Annotated in this window: 20 protein-coding genes; 11 read left to right on the top strand and 9 right to left on the bottom strand. The window is 73.5% G+C overall.

What is annotated here, in order from left to right; genetic code table 11:
* Nucleotides 1–95: 95 nt before the first annotated feature.
* From ACFPLC_RS40175 to ACFPLC_RS40140, 8 genes are all read right to left on the bottom strand, one after another.
* Complete coding sequence (locus tag ACFPLC_RS40175) at nt 96–302, bottom strand: hypothetical protein (protein ID WP_378189501.1); 207 nt, start codon at nt 300–302, stop codon at nt 96–98.
* 31 nt (nt 303–333) lie between these two features.
* On the bottom strand, nt 334–3,171 hold the full coding sequence (locus tag ACFPLC_RS40170) for a type 2 lanthipeptide synthetase LanM family protein (RefSeq protein WP_378236097.1): 2,838 nt from the start codon (nt 3,169–3,171) through the stop codon (nt 334–336).
* Between the two features lie 139 nt (nt 3,172–3,310).
* Complete coding sequence (locus ACFPLC_RS40165; RefSeq protein ID WP_378189505.1) at nt 3,311–4,006, bottom strand: 4'-phosphopantetheinyl transferase family protein; 696 nt, start codon at nt 4,004–4,006, stop codon at nt 3,311–3,313.
* Nucleotides 4,003–7,161, bottom strand: a complete 3,159-nt coding sequence (locus tag ACFPLC_RS40160) for a S41 family peptidase (protein ID WP_378189507.1) — start codon at nt 7,159–7,161, stop codon at nt 4,003–4,005. The genes ACFPLC_RS40165 and ACFPLC_RS40160 overlap by 4 nt, the downstream gene beginning before the upstream one ends.
* On the bottom strand, nt 7,158–7,739 hold the full coding sequence (locus tag ACFPLC_RS40155) for a GNAT family N-acetyltransferase (protein WP_378189509.1): 582 nt from the start codon (nt 7,737–7,739) through the stop codon (nt 7,158–7,160). Before ACFPLC_RS40155 ends, ACFPLC_RS40160 begins: the two co-directional genes overlap by 4 nt.
* Nucleotides 7,727–8,164 carry a hypothetical protein gene (locus ACFPLC_RS40150; protein WP_191316343.1) on the bottom strand — a complete coding sequence of 146 codons (438 nt, stop codon included), beginning with the start codon at nt 8,162–8,164 and terminating at the stop codon, nt 7,727–7,729. Before ACFPLC_RS40150 ends, ACFPLC_RS40155 begins: the two co-directional genes overlap by 13 nt.
* Nucleotides 8,157–8,612, bottom strand: coding sequence for a hypothetical protein (locus ACFPLC_RS40145; protein ID WP_378189511.1), 456 nt, complete (start codon nt 8,610–8,612; stop codon nt 8,157–8,159). The genes ACFPLC_RS40150 and ACFPLC_RS40145 overlap by 8 nt, the downstream gene beginning before the upstream one ends.
* The gene (locus ACFPLC_RS40140; RefSeq protein WP_378189513.1) at nt 8,609–9,142 is read right to left on the bottom strand and encodes a hypothetical protein; all 534 of its coding nucleotides are present in this window, start codon (nt 9,140–9,142) and stop codon (nt 8,609–8,611) included. The genes ACFPLC_RS40145 and ACFPLC_RS40140 overlap by 4 nt, the downstream gene beginning before the upstream one ends.
* A 667-nt stretch (nt 9,143–9,809) precedes the next feature.
* Here ACFPLC_RS40140 and ACFPLC_RS40135 point away from each other — a divergent pair.
* The 9 genes from ACFPLC_RS40135 (at nt 9,810) to ACFPLC_RS40095 (ending at nt 18,917) form a co-directional block, all read left to right on the top strand.
* The gene (locus ACFPLC_RS40135) at nt 9,810–11,387 is read left to right on the top strand and encodes a condensation domain-containing protein (protein WP_378189515.1); all 1,578 of its coding nucleotides are present in this window, start codon (nt 9,810–9,812) and stop codon (nt 11,385–11,387) included.
* Nucleotides 11,388–11,409: 22 nt separating this feature from the next.
* The gene (locus ACFPLC_RS40130) at nt 11,410–12,369 is read left to right on the top strand and encodes a 3-oxoacyl-[acyl-carrier-protein] synthase III C-terminal domain-containing protein (RefSeq protein WP_378189517.1); all 960 of its coding nucleotides are present in this window, start codon (nt 11,410–11,412) and stop codon (nt 12,367–12,369) included.
* Entirely contained in the window at nt 12,366–13,709 is a 1,344-nt protein-coding gene (locus tag ACFPLC_RS40125) for a preATP grasp domain-containing protein (RefSeq protein WP_378189519.1), read from the top strand. Before ACFPLC_RS40130 ends, ACFPLC_RS40125 begins: the two co-directional genes overlap by 4 nt.
* Nucleotides 13,706–15,004: a type III PLP-dependent enzyme gene (locus ACFPLC_RS40120; protein ID WP_378189520.1), complete on the top strand. Its 1,299-nt coding sequence runs from the start codon at nt 13,706–13,708 to the stop codon at nt 15,002–15,004. Before ACFPLC_RS40125 ends, ACFPLC_RS40120 begins: the two co-directional genes overlap by 4 nt.
* The gene (locus ACFPLC_RS40115; protein ID WP_003100549.1) at nt 15,001–15,267 is read left to right on the top strand and encodes an acyl carrier protein; all 267 of its coding nucleotides are present in this window, start codon (nt 15,001–15,003) and stop codon (nt 15,265–15,267) included. Before ACFPLC_RS40120 ends, ACFPLC_RS40115 begins: the two co-directional genes overlap by 4 nt.
* A gap of 3 nt (nt 15,268–15,270) precedes the next feature.
* A complete protein-coding gene (locus ACFPLC_RS40110) occupies nt 15,271–16,134 on the top strand; it encodes a hypothetical protein (RefSeq protein ID WP_378189523.1) in 864 nt (287 codons plus the stop codon).
* 91 nt (nt 16,135–16,225) lie between these two features.
* Nucleotides 16,226–17,173 carry a 3-oxoacyl-[acyl-carrier-protein] synthase III C-terminal domain-containing protein gene (locus ACFPLC_RS40105; RefSeq protein ID WP_378189525.1) on the top strand — a complete coding sequence of 316 codons (948 nt, stop codon included), beginning with the start codon at nt 16,226–16,228 and terminating at the stop codon, nt 17,171–17,173.
* On the top strand, nt 17,170–17,778 hold the full coding sequence (locus ACFPLC_RS40100) for an acyl-CoA dehydrogenase family protein (protein WP_378189526.1): 609 nt from the start codon (nt 17,170–17,172) through the stop codon (nt 17,776–17,778). The genes ACFPLC_RS40105 and ACFPLC_RS40100 overlap by 4 nt, the downstream gene beginning before the upstream one ends.
* Nucleotides 17,775–18,917 carry an acyl-CoA dehydrogenase family protein gene (locus tag ACFPLC_RS40095; RefSeq protein ID WP_378189528.1) on the top strand — a complete coding sequence of 381 codons (1,143 nt, stop codon included), beginning with the start codon at nt 17,775–17,777 and terminating at the stop codon, nt 18,915–18,917. The genes ACFPLC_RS40100 and ACFPLC_RS40095 overlap by 4 nt, the downstream gene beginning before the upstream one ends.
* A 20-nt stretch (nt 18,918–18,937) precedes the next feature.
* On the opposite strand, the gene ACFPLC_RS40090 is transcribed toward ACFPLC_RS40095, so the two are convergent.
* A complete protein-coding gene (locus tag ACFPLC_RS40090; protein WP_378189530.1) occupies nt 18,938–20,140 on the bottom strand; it encodes an IS110 family RNA-guided transposase in 1,203 nt (400 codons plus the stop codon).
* A gap of 226 nt (nt 20,141–20,366) precedes the next feature.
* Between ACFPLC_RS40090 and ACFPLC_RS40085 the strand changes: the two genes are divergently transcribed.
* Both ACFPLC_RS40085 and acpS read left to right on the top strand, forming a co-directional pair.
* On the top strand, nt 20,367–21,116 hold the full coding sequence (locus ACFPLC_RS40085; RefSeq protein WP_378189532.1) for a hypothetical protein: 750 nt from the start codon (nt 20,367–20,369) through the stop codon (nt 21,114–21,116).
* On the top strand, nt 21,113–21,775 hold the full coding sequence (gene acpS / locus ACFPLC_RS40080; protein WP_378189534.1) for a holo-ACP synthase: 663 nt from the start codon (nt 21,113–21,115) through the stop codon (nt 21,773–21,775). Before ACFPLC_RS40085 ends, acpS begins: the two co-directional genes overlap by 4 nt.
* Nucleotides 21,776–21,842 lie beyond the last annotated feature (67 nt).

The following is a 21,842-nucleotide window of genomic DNA, read 5'->3' as shown; positions in this document are numbered from 1 at the left end:
CCGGAGTCACGAATTCGGTGGTCTTCCGGTGGAGATTCCACTGTTCGGACGGCAGGATTGGGGTTGTTGTCACGCTTTGTGCCGTGCCGAGCACGTCACGCGTGCGTGTGGTTGCTCACCACGGTGCTGATGTCCATCGTGACGACCGCGGCACTGGCCACGCCGAGGGTGAGTCCGGCCAGAATCCCCGCCCGGACACCGATCTTCGTTCTGGCACCAGGGGTGGCGTCGCCGAGCGGGCTGTCCGCCTCCGAGCCGGCGGGGGTCGCGTCGAATTCGCCGGCGTTGGTGTCGTTGCGCATCTTCACTCCTGTGATGAGGTGTGTTTCGGGGCTATTTCCGGAGCTGTCCCGACGGTTCGAGCAGCAGAACCGACGGAACCTGTTCGGCAAAACCGACCCGCAACAACCCGAAACCGATACCCCCGGTTCCGGTCAGCAGGCCTGGGCTCGCTACTCCGTGCGGAGTACCGCACTGGAGCCCGTGTCCTTCGATGGCCCCCACGAGGCGCGAAGTCGCTCTCCGCAGCGCGGAGACCGACGGTTCGTGGCCCTGTCCGGCCAGCACCACGAGTGCTTCGAGGGTGCCGAGCTCGCCGTGGCAGAGCGATTGGTCGGCCGACGGCGGCCGGGCGGCCACCGCGGCCGAGAACGCGTCCGCCGTCCGTGCGGCGAACCCCGGACCGGCGGCCGCGGCGAGGACCCGGCCGGCCAGTCCCGAGCACCAGCCCAGGTCGCCGGCGACCGGTTCCGCCGTGATCCCGCCGCCGCGGCCGAGCGCCCAGTCGACACCCGCCGCGCCCCAGAGGAAGCCGGGTGCGCTGGGGCGCGGGGCGCCGGCGAGCCGCCGGGAGAGCGTCGCGGCCAGCGCGGCCGCTTCGGCCAGCCCGCTTTCGGCGTGCACGGCGTGCATCGCGGCGAGGGCGCCCGCGGTGCCTTCGCCGACGCCCACGGGCGCGGCCGCGTCGGCGGCGGCGGTCGCGGCGATCGCGGCGGGCAGGCAGCCGGCGAGCGTGCGGTCGCCGAGGAGGGAGGCCAGGCGGGCCAGGGCGTAACAGATCCCGCCGAGGCCGAAGAAGCCGCCGGACCCGACTTCGCGCGCCAGCTCGGGGTGTTCGGCGAGGACCTCCACGAGCATCGGCAGCGTGCGCACGGCCTTGGCGGCCAGCTCGGTGTACCGGGACGTGCCGGTCAGCTCGCCCAGCTGGGCCAGGAACAGCGCGGTGCCGCAGTAGCCTTCGGCGAGCCCGGCGCCCATCGGCAGCACCAGCCAGTGGCGTCCGTCGAGGAGTTCGAGGCCGACCCAGTTGGCCCGCACCTCGTCGTGGGCGGCGCGGGCGACGAGGTCGTCGCCGATGGCGGAGGCCAGTGCGAGCAGGTGCTGGCTGTCGGGCACGACGGCGGCGACCGCGCCGGGCAGCGGGGCACCCGCGCCGTGGCGCACCTCCGGGCGGCGGGTGGCGAGTGTGGCCTCCACGAACCACTCCTGCTCGCGCAGGTCCTCGGCGCACAGCTGCGCGATCTTCGCGCGGGCCTGGTCGAGACCACTCGCGGCCAGCAGGCCGGGCAGGACGGCACCGGTGCCGGTCGTGACGTCGACCGACCCCGCGGCGGTGGTGAACACCGGCACGTCGCCGTCGCACAGTTCGGTGATCTCGTGGGGCACGAGGGCGGGCAGGTGGGCTTTCCCGTGGTCTTCGGCGAGTGCGGCGAACGCCGCGGGCCGTGCGGCCCCTGCGGCGAGGTGGGCCGGGTGCGTCGCGTCGGCCAGCAGCGTGGCGTAGACCTGCGTCGGCCGCATGACCAGGCGGATCTCTTCGCCCGCGAACCCTTCGAGCGCGCCACCGAGCAGTTCGGCGCGGCGGTCGACCAAGGACTCGTAGGCGGCGCGGAAGCCGCTCAGCAGGCTCTGCCGGTACGTCCCGGCGTCGACCTCGGCCCCGGCGAGCACCGGGCGGTTCGCGCCGCCGGCGTAGGGCCGCGGCCCGCGGGCCAGGCGCATGTCATCGGTCCCGGCGCCGGTCCAGTGCGGCACTTCCCCGGGGCTCTGCTCCCCGTTGCCGCCACCGAAGGCCGACACGTCGAGCGCGCCGTGTTCGCCGAGCATCAGCGTGGGCAGCAGGGCGGTGCGCGCCACCGAGCGGTGCAGTGCGGCGGCGGCCGGGTCGGGCCCGTTGCGGGTGAGCGAAGTGAAAGCCGGGTGGAACAGGGTTTCGACGTCCACCAGCATCGGCTGGTCGCCGCAGGCGATGAGGTTTTCGCAGTGCATGTCGGTGGCGTCGAGCGCGTAGAGCAGGGCCAGCAGCGCACCCTGGCGGCGGTAGAAGAGCTCGACCCCGGCCTGGTCGGCGCACGGCCGCGCGGGCACGAACTCGGCCCAGCCGTAACCGTCACGGGCGAGCACCCCCACGGGGCGCGGCGCGAGCCCGGGCCGTTCTTCGGCGAACCACCGCAGCAGCTCGCCCCACCGGGCGAGCAGCCCGAGCGGACGCGGCTTGTAGACGAGCCGCCGTCCGTCGGCGAACCCGAGCACGGCGACCGCGCGGCCGCCGGAGTGCACGTCACCGGCGCCGAGGGTCAATTCGCTCAGTTCGGCCGGGCGGCCCGCGAGCAGCCCGGCGCCCAGGTCGGCCCGGTCGGCGGCGAACCGCGTGAGCAGCTCGGCGACGGCGTCGGCGGTGCGCAGGCAGGTCTGGGCGAGCAGCCGGGCCAGCACCGGGTGGCGGCCCAGCACGTCGGTGAGGTACTCGCGGCTGCCGAGCAGGCGCAGGAAGTCGACAAAGCGGTCCCGTCCGGTGGCGCCGCGCAGCCGGCCGGCCTTCTTCGCCGCGTGCAGCTCCAGCACGAAGGTGCGGGCCGCGAGCGCGGTGAGCTGCCCGCACAGCCAGGTCTCGACCCCGGACCACACTCGCTCGGCGGCGGGCTCCCTCTCGACCAGCAAGGCCCGGGTGGCGGCGGCGAAGGGCAGCACGGCGTGGCGGAAGACCCGGTCACCGTCGGCGTCGACGGGGGCAGGCCAGTCACCTTCGGCGGGCAGGGAAGCCAGCACCCCGTCGGCGAGCAGCGCCCAGGCGGGCCGGTCGCCGCCGGCCTCGCCGGGAAGGCGAGCGGCGGTCCACCAGGCCGGTGCCTCGTGGGGGGCCTGCTCGGGGCGCTCTACTGTCTGGCTCACGCCGAAGAGATTCGCACTCCCGGAGATGCGCGTACATGGGTACTCGCTACCCAGATTGGGTATCAGGGGTTGGGGTCTGCCTCCGATCGCGGTGGCTCACGGTTGTGCCGCGAGGCCGGGTGCGGCGAGTTCGGCCAGGTCACGGCACCCTCGCCCCCACCGGCAGGCCCAGCTCCGCCACCGTGCGACGGCGCACCGCCTCAACCGGCACCGTCGTCGCCAGCGCGGCCACGTGGCCGCCCGAAACCGTCAGCGGATCCAGGTACACCGGCTCACGGGGCCAGCCCGGTACGTCCGAACGGGCGAGCGTCCCCCGCACATCCACCCGGGCCGGAGCCGCCGCCAGGCCCAGCCCGGCCAGCTTCATCGCCGCCTCCTTGCGCGTCCACGCCGTCAGCAACCGGCCCGCCCGCTTCGCCGGGGGCGCCGCCGAGAACTGCCGGTGTTCCGCAGCCGACAACACCACCCCGGCCAGCCCCGCCGGGTCGGCGGCCGCGGCCGGGTCCTCGATGTCGGCTCCGATCCGGCCCTTCTCCGCCGCCGCCAGCAGCAGCCACCGGTCCGTGTGGGACACCGAAAACTCCGGGGCGCCGCTCAGCCGCGGCCGGCCGTGGCCCGGGTCGCCGCAGTGCTCGCACGCCCGGTCGATCACCACCTCCGACGGCGGGACCCCGATCGCCGACGCGCCCCAGAGGCGCTGCAGGGCGCGCGAAGCCGTGAACACGTCCGCCACCGGCGCCGGCAGCCGGGCGGCGCGGGCGCGTTCCGCCCCGGAGAGCAGCGCGAGCCACTCCGGCCGGGGGCGGACCGGCACCAGCCAGACGTCGACGATCATGGCGCCTGCGGCAGCAGCAGGGCCGCCCGCGGCGCGGGCAGCTCGTCCGACGGCGAGCCCAGCTCCGCCAGCAGGTGCGCAACGGCCGCGGCGAGCTGGTCGTCCTCGCCCGGCAGGAGCCGGTCGGGGGCCGGGACCACCGCCAGGTCGGGCTCCACGCCGTGGTTCTCCAGCGAAGCACCCGCGTCGCCGAACCGGTAGCGGAACTCCGGCTGCGTGGTCACCGTGCCGTCCACCAGCCGGTGCCGCGGCCAGGTCGCGATCACCCCGCCCCAGCTGCGCCTGCCGATCAACGGACCCAGCCCGAGCGCACGGAAGACGTGGGCGAAGATTTCGCCGTCGGACCCGGTGTGCTCGTTGAGCAGCGTCGCCATCGGCCCGCGCGGTGACTCCGTCGGGTACGGCGCCATCCCGCTCCACCGCCCGTGCTCGGTGCCGGTGCGGCGGCGGGCCAGCCGGTCGAGCAGCAGCGGCGACACGTGCCCGCCGGTGTTGAACCGGACGTCGACGATCAGGCCGTCGCGGTCCAGCTCCGTCAAGAACCCGCGGACGAAGTCGGCGTACCCGCTGCGCGTCATGTCCGGCACGTGCAGGTAGCCCAGCCGGCCGCCGGACACCGCCCGCACGTACGCCCGGTTGCCCTCCGTCCAGTCCAGGTACCGCGCCCGCGCCTCGCCGGCACACGCCCGGACGACGACGCGGTGCTCGGCCCCGGCGCGCCGCACGGTCAGCTCCACCTCCCGGTCGGCCTGCCCGACCAGCAGCTCGCCGGGGCCCGGCGGGCCGACGCGGCGGCCGTTGACCGCGACCACCTCGTCGCCCGCGCGGATGTCCGCGCCGAGCCGCGCGCACGGCGATCCGGCCTTCGGGTTCCACGGGTCGCCGCGCAGGATGCGGGCGATCCGCCAGGACGAGCCGTCGGTGTCCCAGTCGACGCCGAGGAAGCCCTGCGCTTCGTCCGGCCCGGCGCGGTACTCGCCGCCGCGCTCGAACGCGTGTGACGTGCCGAGCTCGCCGTGCAGCTCCCAGATCAGGTCCGACAGTTCCGCCCGGCACGACACCAGCTCCGCGAGCGGCGCGTACCGGTCGTACACCGCGTCCCAGTCGAGGCCGGACATCCGCGCGTCCCAATAGCCTTCGCGCTGCAGGCGCCACGCTTCGCGGAACATCTGCCGCCACTCCGCGGACGGGTCGAACGGGACCTTGACGCGCCCGAGGTCGACCCAGCCCGTCGCCGGGCCCGGTTCTTCACCGTCGGGCGGGTCGCCGGCGACGGCGGCGCGCAGCACCCGCAACCGGCTGTCGGTGCGGTGCAGCACGACGTCGCCGCGCACGTCCAGCTCATCGACCGCGCCGAGGCAGCCCGCGGTGACCCGGCCGGTGCCCAGGTCCACCAGCGACACCGTGCCTTCGGCGCCGGAGTCCGGGTGCGCCGGGTCGGGCGCGGCCAGTGGCACCGACAGCAGCAGCACCCGCCCGGGCAGCGCCGCGATGTCGCTGTAGCGGCCTTCGGGAACGGGGAAGGCCGCCACCCGCCGGGAGATCCCGTCCAGGTCGACCGCCACCCGGCCGTCGCCGCGCGGGGCGGGCAGCGCCTGGCCGGGCACCGCGGACCGCGTCTCGAACGGCGAGGGATCGCCCGCCCGCAGCGTGATCAGGTACGGCCGGGAGCCGAACGGGAACCCGACGTCGAACTGCACCTGGTCCAGCTCCGGCGTGAGGTCGCGCTGGCCGAGGAAGTACAGGTACCGCCCGGACGGGTCGAACGCCGGGCGCGCGTCCCGCACCACCGGCTCGGTGACCCGGTGGGTGCGCCCGGACGCGGTGTCGGCGAGCTTGATCGACGACGTGCGCGGCGACTCCGGGAACGTGTAGGCCAGCCACCGGCCGTCGGGTGACCACGCGAGGTCCTCGATGCGCTCGTGCTTGCTCGCGTCGAGCAGCCGGGGCCGGGGGAGCACGTCGGCGGTGTCCACGATCCACACGCGCTGGCGGCTGGTCGCGAAGGCGACCAGCCCGGACGCCGGGGAGGCGGTCAGCTCGGTGATGTGCCCGACGCCGCCGGCGACCAGCACCGGGGCGTCCTCGCCGCCCTCGGCGTCCATCAGCACGATCCGCTCGTCCGGGCTCTCGTCGGCGGCCACGGCGACGAGCTGCCGCCCGCCGGCCAGCCAGCGCAGCAGCCGGTAGCGGACGCCGTCGGCGCGGCCGTGCCCGCGGACCGGGCCGGACCAGTGCTCGAAGGTGAACGCCTTGCCGCGGGCGGTCACCGCGAGCCGGGTGCCGTCGGGGGACAGGCGCGCGCCGTCGAGGTACTCGCCCGCGGGGGCGAACCGGCGGCCGCGCTGCGGTGCGGCGCCGCCGAGGTCCACCTCGACCGGGCGCGCGCCGCGGGCGTCGAGCAGGTGCAGCCGGGCGCCCGCGGTGTAGACCAGCCGGGTGCCGTCGGTGGCGAGCCCGCGCGCGTAGTGGTCGTGGTGGTCGGTGTGGCAGCGCAGGTCGGTGCCGTCGGGCAGGCACGAGTAGACGTTGCCGATGCCCTCGTGGTCGCTGATGAAGTGGACGCGGCCGCCCGCCCAGCACGGGTCGGCGACGTTCCCGGGCAGCGCGACGAGCCGCGTGAACGGGCCGGCCTCGGCTTCGGCGTACCACAGCTCGCCGGTGCCGCCGCCGCGATAGCGCTTCCACCGCGCGGGATCCGCGGTGTTGCGGCCGACGACGACGCCGTCCCCGAAGGCGATCGTGTCGGCCGGCCCGAGCCGCAGCGGCCGCGCGGGACCACCGGCCGACGGCACCGAGAACAGGCGGGCGCCGAAGCCGGACGGCTGCTCGGCGTCGGTCGCGTAGAGCACTTCGCCGGTGTGCGGGTGCCAGCCGACGGTGACGCAGCGCCCGGCCTGGTAGGTCAGCCGCCGGGGCGGGCCGCCTTCGGCCGGCATGACGTACACCTCGGCCGGCCCGTCGTAGGTGCCGACGAACGCGATTTCCGTGCCGTCCGGGGAAATCCGCGGCCGCCGGGCTTCGCCGGGGCCCGCGGTCAGGCGGTGCGCCCGGCCGCCTTCGGCGGGCACCGACCAGAGGTCGTCCTCGCACGCGAAGTACAGGGTGTCGCCGGAGATCGCGGCCGTGCGCAGGTACCCGGCCCGCCCGGTCACGACCGGGCCTCGATCCGCGCGCGGATCCGCTCGGCCAGCGCCCGGCGGCGTTCCTCGGCGGACGCCTCGTGCTGCCGGATGTCCTCGTCGGACAGGGTCCAATAGCACGCCGTCCGCCATTCGCCGACGGTGTAGGAGTCCCGCTCGCAGCGCACCTGGTGCTGGGCCTCGAGGGCTTCGGCGGACAGGAACATGGTGTTGTGCGTGAGGACCTGGTTGACGATCACGCGCATGTTGAGCTCGTCGCGCAGGTGCTTGTGCACCGCGTAGACGGCGAACGCGCCGAGCCCGCGGTCGCGCGGCAGCACACCGAAGGACAGCTCGCAGCGCTGCGCGCGCCAGTCGATCGAGGTGATCCACGCGAACCCCATCACCCGGCCGTGCGAGCCGCACACGGTGAAGATCCGCTTGGTGCGCTGTTCCTCGGTGATGGTGCGCAGCTGCCGGGCCTGCAGGCCGTCGTCGTCCGAGCCGACGGCGAAGTCCGTGAGGTTCGCCGTGAACCGCGCCTCGCGCAGCAGTTCCGTGCGCAGCGGGACGTCCTCTTCGGTGAAGTGCCGGACGGTCACGATCGGCATGACTCCTCCTTCACCAGGACCAGCACGTCGTGGAACGCGTGGCCGGCGTAGTGGTGGCCGGGCAGGACGCCGCCGCGGGCGAACCCGGCGCCGAGGAAGGCGGCGGCCCCGCCTTCGGGGACCAGCGCGACGAAGGACGTCCGGCGCTGGTAGGTGGTGAGGTGCCCGAGCAGCGCGCGCACTGGCTCCGGGCCGGCGGACGTGCTCGAGACGTACGCCTGGCGCGGCTGCGCCCGGTTCGGCACGCAGCCGACGAGCGCGCCGCCGGCGGCGTACACCTGCGCTTCGCGGCGGATGAGCTCGCGCACGAGCAGGGCGTCGTTCTGCGTCACCGGATCGGTGCCGAGGAACCCGCGCGCGGCGTCACCCGCGCGGCGCAGTCCCTGCGCGGCCTCGGCGGGCGAAAGCGGCCTGAGCTCAGTCATGGCGGATCGTCCCCCAGATCTCCCGTGCGGCGGGTGCGCCGTCGAACCAGGTGGCGGCCGGGACGACCGCTTCGCGCCGGAAGCCCGCCGCGGCCAGCGCGGCCGGGCCGGGCCGGGCGGCCGGGGTGACCCAGCCGTGCAGGCGGCGCAGGTTCAGCCCGGTGAACCCGTGTTCGACGGCGGCGGCCAGTAGCTCGTCCAGTTCGGACAGTCCGCTGTGGACGCCGATTTCGACACGGGCCCGCCGGTGCACCCAGTCGATGGCCGTGTAGCGGACGAAGGCGCCGTCGGTGACGCACAGTTCTTCGTCGTCGCCGGCCGGCGGCGGGACCTCGGTCGGCTCGGCGAGCGCGGGCCAGTCGTCGAGGGGCAGCCCGAGGAGCTCACCGGCGAGCCACGGCCCGCTCAGCAGGCCGCGGTCGGTGTCGCGGTATCCACGCAGTTTCATGACTCCGCCCAAACCTGCGAGAAGAAGACCGTGCCACGGCGGCGGCCTTCGTGGGTGGTCACGCCGGCGAGCGTGCCCTCTTCGGTGAGGCCCGCTTCCCGCGCGAAGGCGAGGCCGGCGGGGTCGAACTCGGGGAACCGGACCGACAGCCGCACCAGCTCGTGACGCCACCGCAGCGCCCGCACGATCTCGCGGTAGGCGGCACGCCACCAGCGGGTCGGGGCGTCGGAGCGCAGGCGCAGGTGCAGGACGTAGTGGCAGCCGTGTTCGCTGCCTTCGTGCTCGAGGGCGTAGAGGCCGACGGGCTCGCCGTCGGCGCAGAGCACGCGGGTGTCGTCGCCGAGGAGCCGCCGGATTTCCCACTCGGGCCGCGTGTCCGGCCGGTCGGAGCGGAAGAAGAAGCCGGGGTCGGCGAACAGCGCGAGCACGGCGGTCCGGTCGGCCTCCGCGCAGGCGCGGGCCGACCAGCGCGGCAGCGCACGGTCCACCGGCGCGGCGGCGGGCGGCGCGACGGGCGCGATCGAGGTCATGGCCCCTCCCGGGCTGATGGGCGGACGGCGGATGCAGTGAATGACCCATTCCTGGCATCCGGCGCGCGTGTGGCGCAGTGAATGACTCATTCCTGGCGTGGGACGCAGTGAATGACTCATTCCTGACGTCCGGTGGGCGTGCGGTGCAGTGAATGACTCATTCCTGACGTTGGGCGGGCGAGCGGGCGGAGCCGGTGGTGGCGAGGGAGCCGCGGGAACGGCACTTTCACGTGAAAGTGCCGCGCCCGCGGTGGCCACGAGACGGGCACTTCCACGTGAAAGTGCCCGGTTCGGCGGGACGGCGGCGCACCCGCGCCGCCATCCCGCCGCGGCGTCACGCCTCCTTGGAAGCGACCTTCGAGGCCTCCTTGGACGCCTCCTTGGAGGCCTCCTTGCTGGCGACCTTCGACGCGACCTTGCTGGCGACCTTCGAGGCTTCCTTCGACATGAGTGCTCCTCATTCTTTTCGGTGGGATTTCCCCCGCAGATCCGGAACGCATTCCGGCGGGCCAACCCAGATTCACCGACGAACCGTTGCGGGTCAAGGAAAACCGTTCGCCTCCCGGTGTCATGTTCGTGCCACGGAGAACGTGCCACCGCCAGGGGCTAACCATTTGCGCCGCGGCCGCCCACCATCGGCGTACGACGATTCAGGGTTGGAGGACACGTGACGAAGAGCGCGAACCTCTGCTGGGGACAGCACCACCACCTGCTGCGGTACCTGCGGGTGCCGGCGCCGTCCCGGCACGAGGCGCACATCGGCACCAGCTACCCGCTGCCCGCGGGCTGCACCGTCGCGGCCGTCCGCACGGCGCTGACGCACCTGGTGCGCCGGCACGAGGTCCTCCGCACCGTCTACGACCTGACCGGCACCGCGGCGGACGGGCGTTCCTGGCCGCGCCAGGTCGTGCAGCCGCCGGCGCCGCAACCGGTGATCGAGGCGACCACCGAGGACGCCGTGGACGTCATCGTGGGCCTCACCCGCACCCCGTTCGACCTGGCCCGCGAGTGGCCCCTGCGGGCCTGCGTGGTCACCGACGGCGGCCGCCTGGTCCGGCTGCACCTGGTCTTCAACCACCTGGCCTTCGACGACGTCGCCCTCGACCGCATCGCCGCCGAGCTCGACGAGCTGCTGGCCGCGCGCACCGAGGGCCGGCCCGCCGTGCTGGACCCGGTCGAACACCAGCCGGTCGACCTCGCGCGCTTCGAAGAGAGCCGCACCGAGGCCGACCTCGAACCGGCGCTGAGCCACTGGCGCGAAGTCGTCCGGAAACTGCCCGCCGACGTCTTCTCGAAGCGCCGCAAGGCATCCGGAGCCGCGCACAGCGCCTCTTTCACCGTCCCGTCGCTGCTGTCCGCCTCCCGGGCCATCGCGGCGCGCGAACACGTGTGGCCCTCGGCCGTCCACCTGGCCGCCTATGCCGTCACGCTCGCCGCCTACACCGGGCAGACGCTGGTCGCGCACCGGATGTACACCAGCCAGCGGGACGCCAGCGGCTTCGGCGGCACCGTCACGTGCCTGTCCTACCCGACGCCGGTGGTCGCCGACCTCGGCGGCGATCCGCGGTTCTCGGCCGTGGTCAAGGAGTCCGCGACCCGCGTCAGCCAGGCGATGACGCACGCGCACGTGCCCTACGACCGCGTGTACGAGCTCGTCGCCGAGAAGAACGTGCGGGTGGTGGCGGAGCTGAACTTCCTCGACAACGCGCCGCGCTCGTGCCGCACCAAGCGCGACCGGTACGCGGTCAGCGCGGCCCCCGCCGACTGGGCGCGCGCCGGCTCCGACAGCTACCTGCGCATCTACGAATGGGCCGACGGCATCACCCTCGCTCTGCAGGCCCTGGACGCGGTGATGGACGCCGACGCCGTCGAACACTTCCTGCGCGGCTACGCCCGGCTCGTCGAGGCCCACCGCGACCCCGGCACCGACCTGCGCGTCAGCGAGGCCGCCGCGCTCATCGGGTTCGCCCCGCCGGAGCCGCGGCGGACCCGGTCCGAAGCCGAACCCGAGCGCACCGGCACCGCGCCCGCCGAGCGGGTGCTCGTCGACGTCGTCGCCGAGGTCAACGGCCTCGGGGAAGTCGATCCGGCCCGCAGCTACCTCGGCGCGGGCGGCCGCGTGCTGCGCCTGCCCCGCGTGGTCGAAGCCCTGCACGAGCGCGGCTGGAGCGCCGGGCTCGTCCCGTTCACCACCACCCGTCCCCTGTCCGCACTCGCGCACGAGCTCGTGCCGGCCCGCGGCTGAGCCGGACGAAGAGGAGGAAATCATGTCCCTGCTCGAAGCACCCCGGCTGGAACGGGTGGCGTCGTTCGTGCCGGAGACGAGCCTGCCGGTCGCGGACCTGGCCGGCCCGCTCGGCCTCGACGCGACCCAGCTGCGCTTCTTCACCCGCTTCCTGGGCCTCGACCGGGTCGCCGTCGCCGACGGCCTCGAACTGGCCGACCTGCTGGCCGGCGCCGGGGAACGGGTGCTGGCCGGAACCGACCGCGACTCGGTCCGGTTCCTGGTCCACGCCCACACCATGCAGCACGTCGCCGTCGCGACGCCCGGCCTCCTCGAGGACGTGCGGACGCGGCTGCGGCTGCACCGCGCGACCGCGTTCAGCCTGTCGCACCTCAACTGCGTGGTCGGCATCCACGCCCTGCACGTGGCTCGCTCGCTGCTGGCCACCGCGGCCCCCGGCGACCGCGTGCTCGTGCTCACCGGCGACAAGGTGCTGATGCACGAGGCCCGGCTGATCCGCGACACCACGATCCAGGGCGACGGCGCCGCCGCGGTGCTGCTCGGGCCGGACCCGCGCGGCGACCGCGTCCTCGGGCGCGCGCTGACCGTGCTGGGCCAGTTCTACCGCGGCATCGACTGCGACGAAGCCCTGCAGCTGCAGTACAAGCACGTCTACCCGGACGCGCTCGCCCAGGTCATGCAGGACGCCCTCGACGACGCCCGGGTCGAGGCCACGGACATCGCCGCCATCCTGCCGCACAACGTCAACAAGCTGTCGTGGAAACGCATCACCGGCACGCTCGGCGTGCCGCGGGACCGCGTGTTCCTCGACAACGTCGGGAAGTACGCCCACTGCTACAGCTCCGACCCGTTCATCAACCTGGCGGCGGCGCGCGCGGACGGGCGGGTCGATCCGGGGGACCTCGTGCTGCTGGCTTCGGCCGGCCTCGGGGCGACCTTCGCGGCGGCCGTCGTCGAGATCGGAGAAGGGAACCAGGGATGAATTTCGTGGCACGGCTGAAGAAGGACCTCACCGGCGACGCCGGTGCGCGGTTCGTCTTCGTCAACAACTTCGAGGTGGAACGCAGCTGGGCGGTGGGCGAGCCGAAACTGCCGGGCGCCGGCATCTCGTTCGCGGGGGCCACGGTCAACCGCATGGAGGAGATGGGCGCGCTGCTGGCCGGCGAGGGCGACCTGGTGGTGCTGAAGGCACCCATGGACGCCGCGTTCGCCGGCTACCTCGCCCGGATCGGCGCGGCCGACGGCACGACGCTGATCGCCGAGCACAACGACCCGGACGCGATGGTGACCGAGGACGCCCTCAACTCGCCGGAACTCCTCGGCAGGCTGCGGGAGCTGGCCGACGGCAACACCTACCTGATGCCGCTGGGCATTTCGGCGTCGGAGGAGGCACTGGCCAAGGAGTCCGGGCTGCCGCTGGCCGGGTCGACCGCGCAGATCTGCAAGGCGGTCAACGGCAAGGTGTTCAGCCGCGGTCTGGTCGACGCCCTCGGCCTGCGCCAGGTGCCCGGCCGGGTGGTGCACACGGTCGGCGAGCTGCGGGACGCCCTCACCGCGCAGCTGGCGCTGGGCGGCCGGGTCGTGGTCAAGGAGTCGCTCGGTGTCTCCGGGCGCGGCATGGTCGTCGTCGAGGACGAGCGTGGTGCGAACCGCCTGCTGCGGCTGATCGAGCGGCGTGGCGCCGACGCGCCCGCGAACCTGGTGGTCGAGTCCTGGATCGAGCACGCCCAGGACCTCAACTACCAGTTCGTCGTCTCCCGCACCGGCGGCGTCCGGTTCGAGACGGTCAAGGCCGCCGTCCTGAAGAACGGCGTGCACCAGGGCCACCGCTTCCCGGTCGAGCTGCCGCCCGTCGCGGCGCGGGAGCTGGCCGAAGCCGTCGAGAAAATCGGCAAGGCGCTGCACGAGGAAGGGTTCTTCGGGATGGTCGGCGTCGACGCGATGCTCGCCGCCGACGGCACCCTCTACCCGTGCCTGGAGATCAACGCCCGGTTCAACATGTCGACCTACCAGAGCCGGATCGCCGAGAAGTTCATCCCGGACGGCCGGCACGCCATCGCGGCGACCTTCTCGCTGAAGCTGCAGCGCGAGCACACCTTCGCCGAGGTCGAAGCCGCGCTCGGCGACCTGTTCTTCACCGGCGCCGGCGACACCGGCGTGCTGGTCAACAACTTCGCGACGCTCAACGCCGCGAACACCGGCGAAGGCTCCTTCCACGGCCGGCTCTACGCGATCTGCGTCGGGGACTCGCCCGAGGAGGCCCTCGCCGTCCGGACCGAGGCCGAGCGCCGCCTCGCCGCCATGGCAGGAGAGGACGCATGACCGACATCGACTACCAGGACCTCGCCGAGCGGTTCGGCACGCCGCTGTACGTCTACGACGGCGACGTCCTGCACGACACCATCACCGGCCTGCGCGCGGTGCTGCACCCGGCGATCGAGGTGTTCTACTCGCTCAAGGCGAACCCGAACATCAGCGTCTTCGCCGCCCTGCACCACGGTGGCGCACGCGCCGAGGTTTCGTCCATTGTGGAGCTGCAGACCGTGCTGAAGGCCGGTGCACGGCCCGACGACATCATCTTCCTGGGCCCCGGCAAGAGCCAGGAGGAGCTGCGGGCGTGCCTGGACACCGGCGTCTACGCCATCGTCTGCGAGTCCTTCGACGAGCTCGACGACATCGAGCGGCTCGGCGCCGAGCTCGGGAAGCAGCAGCGGGTGCTGCTGCGGATCAACCCGACCTGCGCGATCAGCGGCTCCCGGCTGACCATGGGCGGCAAGCCCCGCCAGTTCGGCATCGACGAGGCTCAGGTCCTCGCCGCCGGACCGCGGCTGGCGGAGTACCGCCACGCCGACGTCGCCGGCATCCAGGTCTACATGGGCACGCGCATCCTCGACGCCGAGGTCATCGGCAAGAACACGCGTTACGCCCTGGACCTGGCCGAGCGGGTCGCCGCCGAGACCGGGATCCGCCTGGAAGCGGTCGACATCGGCGGCGGGCTCGGGGTCGCGTACTTCGAGGGCGAGGACGACCTCGACGCCGCCGACGTGGCCGCCGAGATCAACCCGATGCTGGAGGCGTTCCACCGGGCGCACCCGGCGACCCGGCTGATCATGGAGTCCGGCCGGTTCCTGGCCGGCCGCGCCGGGGTCTACGTGCTCGGCGTCCGGTACGTCAAGGAGTCGATGGGGGAGCGGTTCGCGATCGCGGACGGCGGCACCCACCACCACATGGCGGCCGTCGGCATCGGGTCGTTCGTCAAGCGCAACTTCCCGGCCGTGCTGCTCACCCCGCGTGCCGCGGGCGAGGACACCGACGACACCGTCGAGCCGGGCCCGTGGACCGTCACCGGCCCGCTGTGCACGCCCAACGACACCCTGCTCAAGCAGGTGAAACTGCCCGACCTGCGCCCCGGCGACCTGGTCGGCGTCCTGAACTCCGGCGCCTACGGGCCGTCGGCCTCGCCCGGGCTGTTCCTCAGCCACGGGTTCCCCGCCGAGGTGCTCGTGCGCGGGGGTGCGGCCTTCCTGGTCCGCGACCGCGACGAGCCCGCGGACCTGCTGCGCAAGCAGCACCTGCACCAGCCCCTTACCGACAGCATGGGAAGTGAGCCGAGATGAACCGCACCGAGATCGTCGCCCACCTGGAGATCGCCCTGTCCGCCGTACTCAACAAGGAGATCGGCGGCGTCACCCCGGAGCTGCGCCTGTTCGAGGACCTGGCGCTCGACTCCACCAGCGTCATCGAGCTGCTGATGAGCCTCGAGGACACCATCGGCCTCGAGATCGACCCGGACGAGCTCGGCCCGGAGGTCTTCCGCACGGTCGGCAGCCTGACCGACTACATCGAGTCGGCCTTCGCCAGGGCCGCCGCGGCGGTCTGAGCCATGTCCCTGCAAACACTCGCGCCGCCGGGGCGGGCCACGAGCCCCCCGCGCCCGGCCGGGGTGCACCTGAGCGGCGTGACGCACCGGGTGTTCACCGAACGCGCCAAGCCGGTGTTCGGGATGCGCCCGGAACTGGCCCGGCTGATGGTCGAGACCTTCGGCGCCGCGGCGGACCAGGAGGACTTCCTGGCCCGCACCGGCAACGGGTTCATCGAGATGACCGAGGCCCTCCTGGCGGATGCGGGCACCCCGCTGCCGCCACTGGACGCGGTGGTGCTCGCCTACCACTCGCCCGACCTGTACCACTCGGAAGTCGCCGGCTGCTACCTGGCCGGACGCCTGCCCGGGAACCCGGAGCCGTGTTCGGTCGCCGGGCCGGGGCCGGGGGCGGCGTTCACGGCGTTGCGCTTGCTGGACGGCCTGTGCCGGCTCGGCGAGGCGTCCTCGGCGGCGCTGCTGGTGTTCGACCAGAACGCCGTGCTGTGGGACAGCGGCCACCCGGCCACCCACCGCCCCGACGCGGCGGTGCTGCTGCAGGCCGGCGCGACCGGCGACGTCGCCGTGACCGAGCTGGAGGAGGTGCGGCTCGGCGGGACCGGGCCGCACACGGCCACCCTGGCTCTGGCGGACGTGCTCTACCGGCACCCGGGCGTCCGCGTCCTGGCCGGCGCGGGCCTCGCCAAGCGGCTCGACGGCACCCCGTACGCCAGCCGCGTCGAAGCGGTGCCGGACCTGTGGTGCACGGGCGTGTGGGCGGGACTGGCCCGCCTGTGGCCGCTGGCCGAACCGGTCCTGCTGGCCGACTTCGAACCGGCGAGCGGGACGTTCTGCAGCTGCCTGCTCGTGCCGGGGAGGGAGCACTGATGGGGGCGCGGTTGCCGGATTTGGCCCGTGCGCGAAGGGTCGACACGCGTGATCAGGGAGCCGACACGCGTCACCTCGGGAGGGAACGCTGATGGACACGGGGCTGTCCCGGGTCGCCGTGCGGCTGCCCGGCCGCGTCGAGGCCGTCGACGACGTGCTCGTGCGGTCGGGCGCCAAACCGCTGGAGCGGCGCATGTTCGGCCGCATCTACGGCCTGCGCGACAGCCCGGTGCTCGCACCGGGCGAGCGGATGGCGGACCACCTGGCCGAGGCCGGGCGGGCCGCGCTCGGCGGCGGGCCGGCGAGCCTGGTGCTCTACGGCCACACGCTGCTCATCGCCGAGCTGGACCTGTGCGGGGAGTTCCCGGACCGGCTGCGCGCCGCGCTCGGCCTGCCGGGCGTCCCGTTCTTCGGGGTGTCGCACGTGAACTGCACGTCGGTGCTGCGCTCGGTCGAACTCGCCCGGCGCTACCTGGCCCGGCCCGGCGCGGCCCCGGACGACCGCGTGCTCGTGCTCGGCGGCGACCAAGGCAGCGCGAGCGACCGCGGCCGCTACATCCCGGGCACCACCGTCGCGGGTGACACCGCCGCGGCTCTCGTGGTCGGACGGGGGCCCGCCCGCTACCGGTACCTCGGCGGCGCGAGCACCCGCGACACCCGGTTTCACCGCAGCCTGCGCATGACCAAGGAGGAGTTCACGCTCTTCGGCAAGGTCTGCTGCGAGCAGGCGGTGGCCGTCGTCGGCGCCGCGGCGCGGGATGCCGGCCTCACCCTGTCCGATGTGGACTGGGTGCTGCCGGACCTGTCCAACCGGATGTTCTGGCGCACCTTCAGCGGGCTGTCCGGGTTCCCGTTCGACCGGATCCCCCTGGACCTGGTCGCCGAGCGCGGGCACAACTTCGGGGTCGACTCCCTGCTCGCCCTGCAGCACGCCGACGCGGCCGGCCGGCTGCGTCCCGGACAGCGCTGCGCCCTGGTCTCCGTGGGCCAGGGCGCCTACTTCCAGTCGGTGATCGTCGAGGTCGTGGAGGAGAAGTGACCACCAGCCTGCTCGAATGCGAGCGCACCGCACGCAGCGACGGCCTCGCCGCCGGCCTCGCGCGGGCCCTGCCCGCCACCCCGGCCGACCGGCTGGCCCCCGGCCGGTACGCGGCCGTGCCCGCCGCGGCCGTCCCCGAAGGCGCCGAAGTGCGCACGCACAGCCTGGCCGACCGCGAGGACATCGTCTTCCTCGCCACCCCGGGCCGTCCCCGCGAGGAGCGGGACGCCCACGAGCTGGCCGACTTCGGCCGGCACCTGGCCGCGGTCCGGCTGGGGGTGCTGCGCTCGGTGCTCGACCACGTCGTCGAGCACCTGTCGAACCGCACCAGCGGCGACGAACCGCTGATCCGCAAGCAGCTGATCGCCGGCGCGATCGGCGACGTGATGGCCGCGGTGGAACGGCTGCGCGCCCAGGTGCGCTCGCAGCGGCACCCGGTCGCCGTGGCCGACGTCCACCGCGAACTCGACGAGCTGGGCTGGCGGGTGGCCCAGCACCTCGGCGCCTCCGGCTTCCTGGCCACCTCACCCGCGCGGTCGCTCTACGTCTCGGCCCTGGTGGCCGGCACCTGGGTGGACCGGGAACCGGAAGGAGAACCGGCATGATCGAGCTGAGCGAACGCGTCCGCGCCGTCCGCGACCTGAGCCGGGAGGCGGCCGTGGACCTGCGGTCGCGGGCCCTGGCCATCGACGTCGACCCGGACGCGATGGAGGAGCACTACAACTCGCCCGTGTTCGAGATGGTGCGGCAGGCCGACACGCCGCCGCAGTACCGCGAGTCGCTGCCGTCGACGCCGTTGCTGCGGGCGATGGAGCGCGGTTCGTGCCTGGAGAACGTCGCCGGGCTGATCGAACTGGCCCGCGGGGACGTCGGGGCCATCCTGGCCTGCCCGTCACCCGGCCTGGCCGGGGTGTTCGTCGAGCTGCTCGGCACGCCCGAGCAGCAGGAGTGGTTCTTCACCCGGATGCACGGCGGCCGCCGCTGGTCGTTCTTCGCGATGACCGAAGAGGGCCGCGGCAACGACGCGACGGCGATGGAGACCCGCTTCGACCGCGACGGCGACGGCTGGCGGCTCACCGGCGGCAAGTGCTACGTCGGCAACGCCGCCCGCGGCAGCGTCGGCGTGGTGTTCGGCCGCACCGGCCGCGGCGCGCTGTCGATTCGCGCGGCGCTGGTCGAGGTCCCGGCGCCCGGCTGGCACGGCGAGAAACTCGACATGATCGGCCTCCGCGGCGCCTACATCAGCCGGCTGTCCTTTTCGGACGTCGCCATTCCGGCCGGGCGCATGCTGGGCGACCACCTGCCGGCGACGCGGCGGGGGATCTTCGCCGCCATCACGACGTTCAACCACATGCGGGTCCGGATCGCCGCGTCCGCCGTGGGGACCGCGCTGGCGATGGTCGAGTACGTGCTGGAGCACCGGAAGAACGCCCCCGGCGGCCAGCTCGCCCTCGCCCGCGCCGAAGCGGGCCGGGAGCTGGTGTACGAGGCGGCGGCGCGGATCGACCGCGACCCCGAGCGCGGCTACCTCTCCAGCGCGGCGAAGCTCGGCGCGGTCGGCCTGGCGGTGGGGACGGCGCACTGGGCGTCGGCCGCGCTCGGCCCGGCCGGCCTGATCGAGCACCCGCTGCTGGAGAAGTGGACGCGGGACGTGCACGCGTTCGAGTTCATGGAGGGCACCAGCAACATCCACCGCCTGCACGTGGCGCGCGGGTACCAGGCGGGAGACGCCGATCCTCAATGACCTTGTCAAGAGTGATCATGTCAAGCGGCAGTGGCAGTGGTGGACGGCGTTGCTGTCTGGTAGCAGCGGTTGTCGCGCAGCAGTGCCCACAGGACGTTGACGCGGCGGCGTGCCAGGGCGAGCACGGCCTGGATGTGGCGTTTGCCTTCGGCTCGCTTGCGGTCGTAGAAGGTTCTGGACTGGTCGTTGCAGCTGATGCTGACCAGCGCGGAGGTGTAAAGCGCGCGTTGCAGGCCGCGGTGATAGCGGCGGGGCCGGTGCAGGTTCCCGCTGACCCGGCCGGAGTCTCGTGGTGCCGGGGCCAGGCCGGCGTAACCGGCCAGGTGGTCGGCGGAGGCGAACGCGGTCATGTCGCCGCCGGTGGCGGCCAGGAATTCCGCGCCGAGCAGCACGCCGATGCCGGGCATGCTCAACAGAACGGCGGCGTGGCGGTGGCGGCGAAACCGGCCCTCGATGAGCTTGTCGGTCTGCTTGAGCTGCTCATCGAGGGAGATCACTCCCTTCGCCATGTCCGCGACCAGCTGTGCGGCCAGCTGCTGGCCCGGCAGTGTGGTGTGCTGGGAATCAGCCGCTGCCGCGACCGCGGTGGCCAGTGCGGCGGCGCTGCGCACCTTCTGCGACCGCAGCCATTCTTCGAGCCCGGCCACGCCGAGCCGGCGGATCGCATCCGGTGTCTGGACATGGGTGAGCAGGATCAGCGGCCCGCGGTTGGTCAGATCCAGCACTCGCTCGAGAGCGGGGCTGAAGGCCAGCAGCTGATCGTGCAGTCGATTGACCATGCGGACCCTGTCGGCGGCGAGGTCACGGCGGCGGGCGACCAGCATCCGCAGCTCCACGATCAGCTGCTCGTCCACGCGCAGCGCGGTCAGGTCCCGGCGCATCCGGGCCTGATCGGCGATGATCGCGGCGTCTTTCGCGTCGGTCTTGCCTTCACCGCGGTAACCACCGGCGGCGCTGTTGACCTGGTTGCCGGACAGGTAGAACACCTGCTGGCCGTGGGCAACCAGCAGCGCCAGCAGCAATGCGGCGCCACCGGTGCTCACGTCCACGGCCCAGCGCACCTCGGTGGCCAAGGCCGTGACCTGGCCGATCAGTTCCAGCAACGCCGGCTCGTCGTTGATCACTCGGCGCGACAGCATCCGGGCGCCGTCGGCGTCGATCACCACGGCATGGTGGTGTCCCTTGCCGATGTCCACCCCGGCCCACGCACGTTCCACTCGCATCTCCCTGCCCTCGACAGCATGGTCTCCCGTAGACGACCTCGCCGGCCTATCCCTACGCAGCGACCGGATCGCAATTCTCAATCAGCGGCCGGGTCGTCGAGGGGGTGCCGGGCGGCCAATCGGCGGGAGCCATCCCAGCGGCAGATGCCTGAAAGCCATACCCGGCACCCCACGGGTCCCCCGGACCCTACGACTGGCCCGGGCCGACCCAAGAAAGAAGGTAGGGATGCCTGACCTCGGGATCGACACGATCGCGTTCGCCGCGGCCCGGCGCGAGGAGTACGTGCCGCTGTCGACGCTGCCCGGCGCGGCCGACCTGGTGCCGCCGGAGCGGCTGGCCGCCGCCGGCATCCCGCTGTCCCGGCTGATGGTCCGGATCCCGGAGGACGACGACGTCGACGTCACCGCGCAGGTGCTCGCCGCCCTCGGGCCGCCCGCGGTGCCGCAGCCGTTGTTCTTCGTGCGTTCGGGACCGTTGCGCGATCCGAATGTCGCCGCGCTGGCGGGACTGGTGCACCACAGCGGCTGGGAAGGCGAGGACGTCGGCCTCTCCCACCTCGACGAGCTCGGCGGCACGGCCGTCTTCGGGTTGCTGGAGTGGGCGGTCGAGACCGAGGCGACGGCGGTGGTCTGCGACGAGCCGCTGTTCGCCGACGCGGCCTGCGGTCACCCGCGGTTCGCGGCGGTCGGAGTGCGGGTGCGGCGCGGCGCGTCGGCGTTGACGGTTTCCGGTTGCGGGGAAGGGAAACCCGCGTTGACGGGCGGCCACCGGTTCACGGGCCGCGGCCCGTGCGACGCGTGGCTGGCCTTCTGCGCGGCACTGGCCGAAGGCGTGGTCGCCGACGGCGACCGCGTCCTGCTCCACACGCGCGGACCGCTGCGTGAGGGCTGGCTTTCCCTGCTCGCGGTCGACGTCTCCGCGGTGCGGCTGGTGCCCGCGGCCACGGCGAGCTTGCTCGGGGGGCGGAGTGGATGAGAATCGGCGTGGACCTGATGTCGATCCCGCGGTTCGCGGAGGTCGCGGCGCACCACCGGTACCGGACGCTGGTCTTCACCCCGGTGGAGCTCGAGCAGGCCGCCCGGATGGGTGCCGAACGGTCCCTGGAACGGCTGGCCGGGCGGTTTTCCGTCAAGGAGGCCACCTGCAAGATGCTGGGTCGTGGCTTCGGCCAGGGCCTGCGCTGGCGTGACATCGAGGTGACCAACGACGACTGGGGAGCGCCGTTGGTGACCCTGGGCGGCGGCGCGGCGGAGATCGCGGACGAGGCGGGCCTGGAGGAGATCGTGGTGACGCTGAGCCACCAGGCCGACCTGGTGGTCGCGGTCGCGGCGGCGGCCTGCGCCCGCCCGCCCCGCCCGTTCCGCCGCGCGGCCGCGCCTGCTGGTGTCGTCCCGGTCCCGGCTCGCTTCGACGAGCTGGCGGCCATGGCGGCCGACCTGTTCTCGGTCCCCGCCGGCGAGGTGGCCACCGCGACGTCGTTCGCGGGCGATCTGGGGGTCACGTCGGTGGTGGTGATCGAGCTGCTCGCCCGGATCGAGCACCGGTACGGCATCCGCGTCCCGGAGGCCGGTATTTACCGGATGACCGATCTGCCGGGCACCTACGGTGTGGTCGCCGAGGCGGCCGGCTGGTAGGGCGGGCAGAGAGAAGGGGCCTTCCGCGAGCTGCGGAAGGCCCCTTCTCGTGTGTGAGCATCGCGCC

The organism is Amycolatopsis plumensis (genome assembly GCF_042652605.1).
In the GTDB taxonomy this organism is placed as follows: Bacteria; Actinomycetota; Actinomycetes; order Mycobacteriales; family Pseudonocardiaceae; genus Amycolatopsis; species Amycolatopsis plumensis.
This window is presented reverse-complemented; position numbering and strand designations above follow the sequence as displayed.

Excerpts from the sequence above, each read along its gene's own strand:
- ACFPLC_RS40175 (WP_378189501.1), bottom strand. The coding sequence starts at position 302 with ATGCGCAACGACACCAACGCCGGCGAATTCGACGCGACCCCCGCCGGC.
- ACFPLC_RS40165 (WP_378189505.1), bottom strand. The coding sequence starts at position 4,006 with ATGATCGTCGACGTCTGGCTGGTGCCGGTCCGCCCCCGGCCGGAGTGG.
- ACFPLC_RS40155 (WP_378189509.1), bottom strand. The coding sequence starts at position 7,739 with ATGCCGATCGTGACCGTCCGGCACTTCACCGAAGAGGACGTCCCGCTG.
- ACFPLC_RS40150 (WP_191316343.1), bottom strand. The coding sequence starts at position 8,164 with ATGACTGAGCTCAGGCCGCTTTCGCCCGCCGAGGCCGCGCAGGGACTG.
- ACFPLC_RS40145 (WP_378189511.1), bottom strand. The coding sequence starts at position 8,612 with ATGAAACTGCGTGGATACCGCGACACCGACCGCGGCCTGCTGAGCGGG.
- ACFPLC_RS40140 (WP_378189513.1), bottom strand. The coding sequence starts at position 9,142 with ATGACCTCGATCGCGCCCGTCGCGCCGCCCGCCGCCGCGCCGGTGGAC.
- ACFPLC_RS40130 (WP_378189517.1), top strand. The coding sequence starts at position 11,410 with ATGTCCCTGCTCGAAGCACCCCGGCTGGAACGGGTGGCGTCGTTCGTG.
- ACFPLC_RS40125 (WP_378189519.1), top strand. The coding sequence starts at position 12,366 with ATGAATTTCGTGGCACGGCTGAAGAAGGACCTCACCGGCGACGCCGGT.
- ACFPLC_RS40120 (WP_378189520.1), top strand. The coding sequence starts at position 13,706 with ATGACCGACATCGACTACCAGGACCTCGCCGAGCGGTTCGGCACGCCG.
- ACFPLC_RS40115 (WP_003100549.1), top strand. The coding sequence starts at position 15,001 with ATGAACCGCACCGAGATCGTCGCCCACCTGGAGATCGCCCTGTCCGCC.
- ACFPLC_RS40110 (WP_378189523.1), top strand. The coding sequence starts at position 15,271 with ATGTCCCTGCAAACACTCGCGCCGCCGGGGCGGGCCACGAGCCCCCCG.
- ACFPLC_RS40105 (WP_378189525.1), top strand. The coding sequence starts at position 16,226 with ATGGACACGGGGCTGTCCCGGGTCGCCGTGCGGCTGCCCGGCCGCGTC.
- ACFPLC_RS40095 (WP_378189528.1), top strand. The coding sequence starts at position 17,775 with ATGATCGAGCTGAGCGAACGCGTCCGCGCCGTCCGCGACCTGAGCCGG.
- ACFPLC_RS40090 (WP_378189530.1), bottom strand. The coding sequence starts at position 20,140 with ATGCGAGTGGAACGTGCGTGGGCCGGGGTGGACATCGGCAAGGGACAC.
- ACFPLC_RS40085 (WP_378189532.1), top strand. The coding sequence starts at position 20,367 with ATGCCTGACCTCGGGATCGACACGATCGCGTTCGCCGCGGCCCGGCGC.
- acpS (WP_378189534.1), top strand. The coding sequence starts at position 21,113 with ATGAGAATCGGCGTGGACCTGATGTCGATCCCGCGGTTCGCGGAGGTC.